Here is a 10,197-nt window from a genome sequence, read left to right on the forward strand (position 1 = left end):
AAGAAATTGATAAATTCTGACTATTTTAATTGCCAAGAACTGAAATTGAAATAACCTTTAATCATACCACAAAATATTTATGCAAGAGTTCTATTTTAGAGGGAGAAGTGGCGCACAAAGATAGCTTGGGGACTGGCTCTGTGATTCGTCTGGGCGATGTCCAAATCATGAGTGCAGGTACTGGCATTCAACACAGCGAATTTAATAATTCCGATACTGAACCAGTACACTTATTGCAAATTTGGATGCTGCCTGATCGACAAAACATCACCCCTCGCTACGACCAGCGCAATTTCCCTCTAGCAGATAAAGCAAGGCAAACTGCGCCTAGTGGCTTCAAAAGACGGGCGAGAGGGTTCTCTGATGATTCATCAAGACATTGACCTTTATGCTTCAGTTCTGTCATCGGGCGATCGCATTATATTTGAAATGGGGAGCGATCGCTTTGCCTGGATTCAAGTTGCACGCGGTATCGTGACGCTCAATGGTGAATCACTGCGAGAGGGCGATGGTGTCCAAATTAACAGTCCAGAACTGTTAGAACTAACGACCGATGCCAGCGCTGAAATCTTATTATTTGACCTCGCCTAAAATTCACTTTTATATGATTTCTAATCTATCCTCAACAATCTTACTGCCCAGTTTGCCCCTGGCAGAATGGCAAGAGACTTACGCCACCTTGCACTTGTGGACTCAGATCGTTGGCAAAATTCGGCTGACACTCATGCCCAAAATCAATCACTGGTGGCAATCAACTCTCTATGTAACCCCGCGTGGGCTAACCACTGGTACCATTCCCTACAAAACTCGCACCTTTGAAATGCGGTTTGATTTTTTCGCTCACCAGTTGCACATTGAAACAAGTGACCGGGCAGCTCAGAGCATTGAACTGGTGCCGCGATCGGTAGCAGATTTTTATCAGGCGGTGATGGCAGCATTGGCTGCGATCAACATTGAAGTTTCGATTTGGACTATGCCTCAGGAGATTGCCAATCCCATCCGCTTCAACCAAGACGATCAACATACTACCTACGATTCAGCATACGTCCAGCGCTTTTGGCAGATTCTTGTGCAGGTTGATCGAATCCTGACAATCTTTCGATCGAGGTTCATCGGTAAATCCAGTCCAGTACATTTTTTCTGGGGCGGTTTTGATCTGGCAGTCACCCGTTTCTGCGGGCGCTCTGCACCTCTACATCCTGGTGGAGTCCCCGGAATGGCGGATTGGGTGACGGTGGAGGCTTACTCGCATGAAGTCAGTAGCTGTGGTTTCTGGCCGGGAGGCGGCTCAGTGACAGAGCCTGTTTTTTATGCTTATGCTTACCCTGAACCAGAAGCCTTTCAAACCTACCCGATTCAGCCTAGAGAAGCTTTTTATCACTCTCGCATTTGAGAGTTTATCTTGCCTTACGAAGCGGTGCGACAAGCAGCCGATCCAGAAGCAATGTTGCTGACCTTTCTGCAAAGTAGCTACGAGGCAACGGCAAGTTTGAGCAACTGGGATCGCGCTACGCTGGAACGCGCTTGAATCCAAAAAAAGTGTAAGCACAACTCGACTGGGGTTACTACTCAGTATTTGTAGTGCGATCAACGGGTAATTGATTGATTGATGAGACGAACACTGATTCTATTCATAGGAGTACATCACAATGGAAATGATGAAAGCAATCCGAATTCATGCTTATGGAGGATCTGAAAACCTCAAGTTCGACGAAGTACCTCGCCCTGAACCTAAATCGGGGGAAGTACTCATTCAAGTTTATGCAGCAGGCGTGAACCCGATCGATTGGAAGATTCGTAAAGGGTTTCTTAAACAAGTATATGATTATGTGCTGCCCGTGATTGCTGGTGCGGATGTTGCTGGCGTTGTCGCAAGTGTCGGCGATGGTGTTACCACACTCCAACCTGGACAAGCCGTTTATGGAACAGCAGACATGATGCTTTCGGGAGCGTATGCCGAATATGCGCTGGGCTATGCAGATGCGATCGCACCGATGCCGAAAACTCTCGACTACATTCACGCAGCGTCTGTTCCAATTGTGGCAATAACCGCATGGCAGTCGCTGTTTGATGGAGCAAATCTCCAGCCAGGGCAGAGTGTGCTGATTCATGGTGGCGCGGGCGGAGTGGTCGCTATGCGATTCAGCTTGCCAAGTGGAAGGGCGCACGAGTAATTGCAACGGCATCGGCGGCAAACCTTAACGATCTGAAAAATCTAGGTGCCGATCAAGCGATTGACTATGCTGCCCAACCATTTGAGGAACAGGTGAAAGATATAGATGTGGTGCTTGATTTGGTCGGTGGAGAAACGCAGGCGCGATCGTGGCAGATCGTCCGTCCCGGTGGAGTTTTGGTTTCGACACTTGGTGTGCCTCAATCGGGGATTCCGCAGGGCATTCAAGCGCTTCCTGTTTTCGCCAATCTCAGAGCGAATTCGCAGCTACAGCAGATTGCTCAATTAATTGATGACGGACGGATCAAAGTATCTGTTGAGCAGATTTTTGAACTGGCAGAAGCCGCCAAAGCACAGGAGGTTAGCCAACACGGTCATCCTCGCGGTAAGCTAGTTTTGCAAGTCGTTCATTCATCTTAATCCAAGCTTTCAGAAAACTTTTGAACAATTCGGTTGAAGAAGAATTCAGATGTAAGAATTCAGAAGCGGAGCCGGAGACTCCGAAAGCTCCGGTCAGAATCAAGACGTTCGTTCCGACGCTCGTTCTTCGCTAACGCTGCGCTATCAGTGGGGGATTCAGACCCGCGACTTTCTTGTTGACCACCAAATCTACGATTTGGTGGGGGTGCAAAAACGCCGATTATTCAGACGCGACGCTCGTTCCAACGCTCGTTCCTCGCTAACCCTACGTTATCCGCTTTTTCGGTCAAAATACCCAACTGAATTCTGACTCCTGAATTCTGTTCGATAACCGCTATGGTTCAAGTTTTAGCTCATTAATTCGATGGATTGTAGCCATTACGCTTGTGGTAGCTATGTTGTTCTGGATGCCAGCCGCGATCGCTATCCGTCAGAGTTTTGCCAACGGTGGCGATCGCGTTTTGGAACTTGTAGCCAAGAGCAGATAAGTGTTAATTAAAGATAACCAGAAGTGACTATGAGCATTGACAATAGCTACGATCTAATTATCATTGGGACAGGGGCAGGTGGAGGCACATTAGCCTACAAATTGGCTGCCACTGGCAAGAAAATTTTGATTCTGGAGCGAGGCACTTACCTACCCAAAGAGAAGGCGAACTGGTCTACGGCTGAGGTTTATGGGAAAGAACGCTATCACACTCAAGAGCAGTGGTATGACAGTGCTGGCAGACCCTTTCGACCCCAAATGAGCTATTGGGTAGGCGGTAACACAAAAGTTTATGGTGCAGCTTTGCTCCGTTTGCGGGAGCGAGATTTTGAAGCGGTAGAACACAAAAATGGTATTTCTCCAGCATGGGTATTAAAGTACCATGACTTTGAACCTTATTATACCCAAGCGGAAAAGCTCTATGAAGTGCATGGTCAGCAGGGGGAAGATCCGACCGAGCCACCTCGCAGTGGTAAGTACGCCTATCCTCCCGTTAGTCATGAGCCACGGATGCAACAGCTTTCTGATGCGATCGCCAAACAAGGATTGCATCCTTTCCATCTGCCGCTCGGACTGAAACTGAATGAGGTCGATCGCACTCTCAGTACTTGTATTCGCTGTGATACCTGTGATGGTTTTCCTTGCCTGGTTCATGCGAAGGCAGATGCGGAAGTCGAAGGCATTACTCCGGCACTGAAATTTCCGAACGTGACGCTGAAAACGGCAGCCAAAGTGATGCGGCTACTCACCAGCGAGTCTGGCAGAGAAATTACATCGGTGGAAGCTGAGATTGACGGACAGATGCACCAGTTTCAGGGCGATGTTGTAGTCGTTGCTTGTGGTGCAACTAATTCAGCAGCACTGTTGCTGCGATCAGCAAACGATCGCCATCCCAATGGACTTGCTAACCATTCCGATCAAGTCGGGCGCAATTATATGAAGCACCTGACTACTGCAATGGTGCAGCTCAGTATCACACCAAATCCTGATGTATATCAAAAAACAATTTGTATCAACGATTTTTATTGGGGAGAACCGGACTTTCCCTATCCAATGGGTGAAGTGCAAAATACGGGAAATGTTCTCGCAGATATGATCCCAGCAGAAGCACCAAAGTTATTAGCTCCTTTGGCGAAGCTATTACCGGGATTTGGGTTGCAGCAAATTGCTAGCCACACTACAGGCTGGTGGTTGCAAACAGAAGACTTACCCAATCCCAAGAATCGGGTGCGGATGGTGGGAGATAAGCTGCACTTGGATTACACACCGAACAACACGCAATCTCACGATCGCTTGATTCATCGTTGGAGTGAAATACTAAATGCGATCGACAAAGCCGCCGAACATACTGTTGTGCATCATGGCATTTACCCACGTAACAGCACAGGGATTCAAGTCGTGGGACATCAGTGTGGGACTTGTCGTTTTGGCGAAGATCCTGACACATCCGTGCTCGATTTCAACTGCCGCACTCATGACATCGACAACCTTTATGTTGTGGACGGTAGTTTTTTTCCATCAAACTCTGGTGTCAATCCAACGCTCACAATTATTGCGAATGCATTACGGGTGGGCGAACATCTTACTGAACGCTTGAAGTAATTTGGTCGCTTGTCATGTGTTATTTGCAATTAGGGACTACCAAAAAAATTAATGGGGAAAACAATGAAACTTGACGGTAAAATCGCATTAGTAACAGGTAGCAGCCAGGGAATTGGACAAGCCATTGCAGAGCGTCTGGCTCAAGATGGTGCTGATATCATTATTGATTATCGATCTCATCCTGATGGAGCCGAAAAAACGCTTGCAGCCGTGGAAGCGACGGGTCGCAAAGGACATATCGTTCAAGCGGATCTCAGCAGCATTGCCGATATCCGCATGCTGATTAATGAATCTATTCAACACTTTGGTAAACTTGATATTTTAGTCAATAACGCGGGTATTGATGGTAAAAATGCAGACTTCTGGGACGTGACGGAAGCAGATTTCGATGCGGTGATGAATCTCAACTTGAAAGGAACATTCTTTGCCACTCAAGCTTTTGTGCAACATCTCATGGAAACCAAATCCACTGGCAAAATTATCAATCTCAGTTCGGTGCATGAAGAATTACCCTTTCCGCACTTTGCGCCCTACTGTGCCAGCAAAGGCGGTGTAAAAATGTTGACACGTAATTTGGCGATCGAACTTGCTCCTCTGGGCATCACAATTAATAATGTAGCTCCAGGTGCAATCGAAACCCCGATTAACAAAGCACTGCTTAACGATCCAGTAAAGTTAAGTGGGCTGTTACAGAATATTCCGTTAGGACGGTTAGGCAAACCAGGCGACATTGCATCAGTCGTTTCGTTTCTGGCATCCTCGGATGCTGACTATATGACGGGTACAACCCTCTTTGCCGACGGTGGCTTGCTGTGGAATTATCACGAACAGTAGTCAATACTCAACGTAACATTCTCAGTACTCAATGCTACTCTTACTTTTTTAGGTTTGAGCGCAGTTGAATTTTGTCGGTGGGTTGTTAGATTAGCCGTATTTGAGAAAACGTATGATACCAGAAAAACTTCGATTGCAACAGGATCGGCATCGTACTGCTTATTGGAAACGCTGGGGCCATACCTGAGTGAGCGGCAGTGGGGTACAGTGCGAGAGGATTACAGCCAAGACGGTTCTGCTTGGGATTACTTTCCCCATGACCAAGCGCGATCGCGGGTTTACCGTTGGGGCGAAGATGGGATTGCCGGAATTTCCGATACGCGGCAGCGATTGTGTTTTGCGATCGCCCTTTGGAATGGACACGATCCAATTTTGAAAGAACGGATCTTTGGTTTAACAGGGAATGAAGGCAATCACGGCGAGGATGTCAAAGAATACTATTTTTACCTGGACAACACTCCGACTCATTCCTACATGAAGTGTCTGTACAAGTATCCGCAGCAGGCATTTCCCTACACCGAACTGATCGAAGCAAACCAGCGCCGCAGCAAATTTGAACCGGAGTTTGAATTACTAGATACAGGAATTTTCAACGACAATCGTTATTTTGATGTCTTCGTGGAATACGCTAAAGCATCGCCTGAAGATATTTTAATTCAAATTACGATCGCCAACCGTAGCTCCGAAGCCAGCACTTTACATCTACTACCAACCCTTTGGTTTCGGAACATCTGGGATTGGAACTCTGAAATTGAACAACCCTTTATCAAAGTGGTGCATTCAGATCCCACCCTCAGCCAGATGGAAGCGAATCATCCCACACTGAACACTCACTGGCTGTATTGTAAAGGTGAAGCAGAATTATTGTTCACCAATAATGAAACCAATTATCAGCAGTTGTTTGGGACGACAAACAGTTCTGCCTATGTTAAAGATGGCATTAACAACTATGTCGTCAATGGGCAGAAGAATGCAGTCAATCCTGATCGCATCGGCACAAAATTTGCGGCGCATTACTCCCTCTCGTTTGCGCCTGGAGAAACCAAAACCCTGCAACTGCGATTGAGCGATCAGCCAGAGATATCGGAACCCTTCAGCCCTGAATTCGATCGAGTTTTCCAGATCCGCAAGCAAGAAGTAGACGAGTTCTATCAAGAAGTTTCTCCCTTTCCCTTGTCGGCAGACGAGCGCAATATTCAACGACAAGCCTTTGCGGGATTACTTTGGAGCAAGCAGTTCTATCAATACAGCGTAGACAATTGGCTGAAGGGGGATCGGGGACAACCCTCACCACCTGCCGAACGCCAAGTCGGGCGGAATCACGAGTGGGTTAATCTCTACAGTAAAGATATTCTCTCCATGCCCTACAAGTGGGAGTATCCCTGGTTTGCAGCTTGGGATCTGGGGTTTCATTTGATTCCTTTAGCCACGATCGATCCTGATTTTGCCAAGTTGCAACTCGATCGCCTGACTCGCGAATGGTATATGCACCCCAACGGTCAACTGCCAGCCTAGGAGTGGAAATTTAGCGATGTCAATTCTCCCGTACAAGCGTGGGCGGCGTTGCAAGTCTATGATACCGAGAAGAAGTCTTGTGGAAAAGGCGATCGCTCTTTTCTCCAACGGGTTTTTCACAAACTCCTGCTCAACTTTACCTGGTGGGTGAATCGCAAAGACATAGCAGGTAAGAATGTCTTTCAGGGCGGTTTTTTGGGATTGGATAATATTGGTATCTTCGATCGCAGTGCCGAATTGCCTACGGGCGGCTACCTCAATCAGGCTGATGGCACCAGTTGGATGGGGATGTATTGCCTAAATATGTTAAAGATTGCCCTAGAGTTGGCGAAAGAAGATGATGCCTACGAAGACATTGCCAGTAAATTCTTCGAGCATTTCCTCTACATTGCTGATGCAATTGACGGCATTGGCGAAGCCGAGATTTCTCTCTGGGATGAAGAAGATGGCTTCTATTACGATGCGCTACACCTTCCTTCCTGATGGGCGACAGCTGCCGCTAAAAGTGCGATCAATGGTAGGATTGATTCCCCTTTATGCCGTCGCTGTATTGGAACTAGAAATACTAGAAAAGTTTCCCGGTTTCAAGCGTCGGATGGAATGGTTCATTCGCAATCGCCATGATTTGAAAGCAAATGTGGCTTGTATGGAAACGCCAGGGATTGAGGCACAAAGATTATTGGCGATCGCCGATCGCCGTAAACTTCAGCGTATTCTGCAACGCCTGCTGGATGAACAGGAGTTTTTTAGCCCCTTCGGAATCCGAGCAGTCTCCAAGTATCACCAAGACCATCCCTATTGCCTCAAATTAAATGGACAAGATTATTTCGTGCGTTATGAGCCTGCCGAATCCACGACTGGTTTATTTGGGGGGAACTTGAACTGGCGCGACCCCGTTTGGTTTCCGGTCAATTACCTGATTATTGAATCTCTTTGGCAATTTTACTCCTACTTCGGGGACGGTTTCAAAGTCGAATGTCTGACTGGATCGGGAAATGAAATGACTCTACGAGAAGTGGCGATCGCCCTTTCCCAACACTTAGTCGCATTGTTCCAACGTAACGAATCCGGTCGCCGTCCCATCTATGGCGGCACTGAGACTTTTCAAACCGATCCCCACTGGCGCGACTACATTTTGTTCCACGAATATTTTCATGGCAACAATGGTGCTGGAATTGGAGCCAGTCACCAAACTGGCTGGACAGGCTTGGCTGCTACCATGATTCTGCACAATGCCGAACATCGTGCCAAGGAGTGACAGTATGGAAAACTTTAGAAAACACCTGCCGGAATACCTGATGGAAGCGGCACTGCTGGGAATATTTTTGATTGTGGCAGGTGTGTTTACCATCATGTTTGAGTATCCTTTGCGTTACAACGCTCTTGTTGAAAACGTGGAACGGAAGTTTTAATTGGTCTACCCCGATTTTTCTTGCTCTTCCAAACCCGTTTGGGCTATTGAGGTCTGATACCACGTTTACGTAAAACAGCACGTTTATCCTTGGAATCGTAACCTTTGTCAGCAGCAAGTACTTTAACTCGTTTACGCTAGCGAAGCGGGACGTAGTCCGGTCTACCAGGTCTATTAGTTTTGACTTTGACACTATCTAGAAGCGGTATAACCTGGTCTCTTTCGCTACCGTTAGCTGGGGTTGTACGATTGGCCAAGGGCATACCATTGCCATCAGTCAAGGTATGTATAAAAACTCCTTTACCTTTATGACCATACTTAACACCCTCACTGCCACCTTTTCCAGGGGGAAAAGGAATATATCTTCAAACAACCTCCATTCTAAGTCGCTTAATCCTTCAAATCGCCCAGCCATACTGTGCTACACCCTTGTGTTAACAACAGCAGATTATCATATTGCTGGTATTAGTGGGATAGGTTCCTTGGTGAATTGTACGGCAGGGCAGTTGAAACCCGTATGGCTTTGGATATTTAGGAACTTGCAGATTGGATTGAGAGCAGTAAGTAAGAACCTTCAAGTGTTCGAGATGCTAACTTCCAATCTGCGCGTTTAGAGACTTTGCGTTCTCGAAATAGTGCTGCATATGCAGATGCCCTGGCTGACAACGCGCTATGCCATTTGATATGGCTCCTAGTGATGGTGTGTTGAGAAAGAAAATCTGGGGATCAATCAGGCGTATATGCGATGGGCTTACGCCCCGCCAAGAGTGCGATTGCAGAGATTATCGAAGCACCCAAGATTATCACTAGTCCCCTGACATTGGCTATTGGATTGATACCAGTTATATTGAAACTAAATCTTGTGCCAAGATTCCATTTACTAGCAAGCTGTTAGAAAAGCCTCTGCTGAGGGAAAACTTAAAACAAGACTCTGTGTTGAAAAATTTGATAGTGATTCGTCAACCTAATGCTACCAATTACAAGATTACTCAGTAGTAATGCCAGGGCGTCCATGAGTTGAACTTATAACGCTTCTATAGTACCTTTGTTAATAACTTTATTAGTAAGATTTCTATAAACTGTAAATGACCTTTTTGACACTGGTGTTTTGGTTTTTGATTATGAGTACTGCCATTTTTGACAGTGTGTTGAGAACCGCAATTAGGGCAAGTAGGTCGTGGTGCTAACATCAGTTTGAAGACAGTCAAATTTTCAAAAACTAAAACTTGATTACGCTCGAAAGATTATAGCTGAAACATTTATTTAAGGTCTTCAGAAGTTGGATAATTTTTTCTTATATCATATAACCCACTTCTCAAGCTAAATAGCTAAAAAAAATAATTTAACTTACCCCTCTTCTGTCACTTTCCGGGAGGGCGATCGCTAGAAGCCTCATGAGGCAATCAATACAAGCTATACTATTAGAAAAAAATGGGTCTTGTATTTGTAGGAAAAAATCTGGCGATGCTTGCGGCGGGCTACGCCTACGCTTCCTGTATAAAAGCTCTGGAATTCAGAAATGACAAATGTTTTCGGAGAGTGACAGAAGAGGGGTAGGTAATTTTGGTATTCACTACATATTTACCACTACCCTTAAATTAAAATTAGTCTATTAAGGCTTGTACTTCCATACACTATAGTTTTATAAGTAAAGTGACATTACTATAGAACCCATTTGGGATCTGGTGTACCGGGAGATTAAAAGTATTTTTTATTACTTATGTACTCAAGCAGTTTAACAGATGAAGAGTGGTC

Annotated in this window: 7 protein-coding genes and 3 pseudogenes; 8 read left to right on the forward strand and 2 right to left on the reverse strand. The window is 46.1% G+C overall.

The genetic code is table 11. The features are described 5' to 3' along the window. Positions 1 to 92: 92 nt before the first annotated feature. The 8 genes and pseudogenes from V7K49_RS27140 to V7K49_RS27175 all read left to right on the forward strand — a co-directional run. Positions 93 to 591: pseudogene (locus V7K49_RS27140) on the forward strand (pirin family protein); the annotation flags it as partial. A 13-nt stretch (positions 592 to 604) separates the two neighbouring features. Then, positions 605 to 1,528 (forward strand): annotated as a pseudogene (locus V7K49_RS27145) (DUF5996 family protein). A gap of 130 nt (positions 1,529 to 1,658) precedes the next feature. Beyond that, the gene (locus V7K49_RS27150) at positions 1,659 to 2,174 is read left to right on the forward strand and encodes an NADP-dependent oxidoreductase (protein ID WP_335208404.1); all 516 of its coding nucleotides are present in this window, start codon (positions 1,659 to 1,661) and stop codon (positions 2,172 to 2,174) included. Next, positions 2,174 to 2,593 carry a zinc-binding dehydrogenase gene (locus V7K49_RS27155; RefSeq protein ID WP_335208405.1) on the forward strand — a complete coding sequence of 140 codons (420 nt, stop codon included), beginning with the start codon at positions 2,174 to 2,176 and terminating at the stop codon, positions 2,591 to 2,593. Before V7K49_RS27150 ends, V7K49_RS27155 begins: the two co-directional genes overlap by 1 nt. Positions 2,594 to 3,110: 517 nt before the next feature. Further along, positions 3,111 to 4,682 (forward strand): GMC family oxidoreductase, encoded by a 1,572-nt coding sequence (locus V7K49_RS27160; RefSeq protein WP_335208400.1) that lies wholly within the window; start codon positions 3,111 to 3,113, stop codon positions 4,680 to 4,682. 63 nt (positions 4,683 to 4,745) lie between these two features. Beyond that, the gene (locus V7K49_RS27165; RefSeq protein WP_335208401.1) at positions 4,746 to 5,516 is read left to right on the forward strand and encodes a glucose 1-dehydrogenase; all 771 of its coding nucleotides are present in this window, start codon (positions 4,746 to 4,748) and stop codon (positions 5,514 to 5,516) included. Positions 5,517 to 5,628: 112 nt separating this feature from the next. Next, a pseudogene (locus V7K49_RS27170) lies at positions 5,629 to 8,289 on the forward strand (MGH1-like glycoside hydrolase domain-containing protein). Further along, positions 8,264 to 8,443 carry a hypothetical protein gene (locus tag V7K49_RS27175; protein ID WP_335208403.1) on the forward strand — a complete coding sequence of 60 codons (180 nt, stop codon included), beginning with the start codon at positions 8,264 to 8,266 and terminating at the stop codon, positions 8,441 to 8,443. The pseudogene V7K49_RS27170 and the gene V7K49_RS27175 overlap by 26 nt, the downstream one beginning before the upstream one ends. A 136-nt stretch (positions 8,444 to 8,579) precedes the next feature. Here V7K49_RS27175 and V7K49_RS34795 read toward each other — a convergent pair whose 3' ends face one another. Both V7K49_RS34795 and V7K49_RS34800 read right to left on the reverse strand, forming a co-directional pair. After that, complete coding sequence (locus tag V7K49_RS34795) at positions 8,580 to 8,801, reverse strand: transposase (protein ID WP_442948696.1); 222 nt, start codon at positions 8,799 to 8,801, stop codon at positions 8,580 to 8,582. 675 nt (positions 8,802 to 9,476) lie between these two features. After that, a complete protein-coding gene (locus V7K49_RS34800) occupies positions 9,477 to 9,632 on the reverse strand; it encodes an IS1/IS1595 family N-terminal zinc-binding domain-containing protein (protein WP_442948695.1) in 156 nt (51 codons plus the stop codon). Positions 9,633 to 10,197: the final 565 nt, after the last annotated feature.

The organism is Nostoc sp. (genome assembly GCF_036919675.1).
Taxonomy (GTDB): domain Bacteria; phylum Cyanobacteriota; class Cyanobacteriia; order Cyanobacteriales; family Nostocaceae; genus Nostoc.

Coding starts and splice junctions, on each gene's coding strand:
- V7K49_RS27150 (WP_335208404.1), top strand. CDS start 1,659: ATGAAAGCAATCCGAATTCATGCTTATGGAGGATCTGAAAACCTCAAG.
- V7K49_RS27160 (WP_335208400.1), top strand. CDS start 3,111: ATGAGCATTGACAATAGCTACGATCTAATTATCATTGGGACAGGGGCA.
- V7K49_RS27165 (WP_335208401.1), top strand. CDS start 4,746: ATGAAACTTGACGGTAAAATCGCATTAGTAACAGGTAGCAGCCAGGGA.
- V7K49_RS27175 (WP_335208403.1), top strand. CDS start 8,264: ATGCCGAACATCGTGCCAAGGAGTGACAGTATGGAAAACTTTAGAAAA.
- V7K49_RS34800 (WP_442948695.1), bottom strand. CDS start 9,632: ATGTTAGCACCACGACCTACTTGCCCTAATTGCGGTTCTCAACACACT.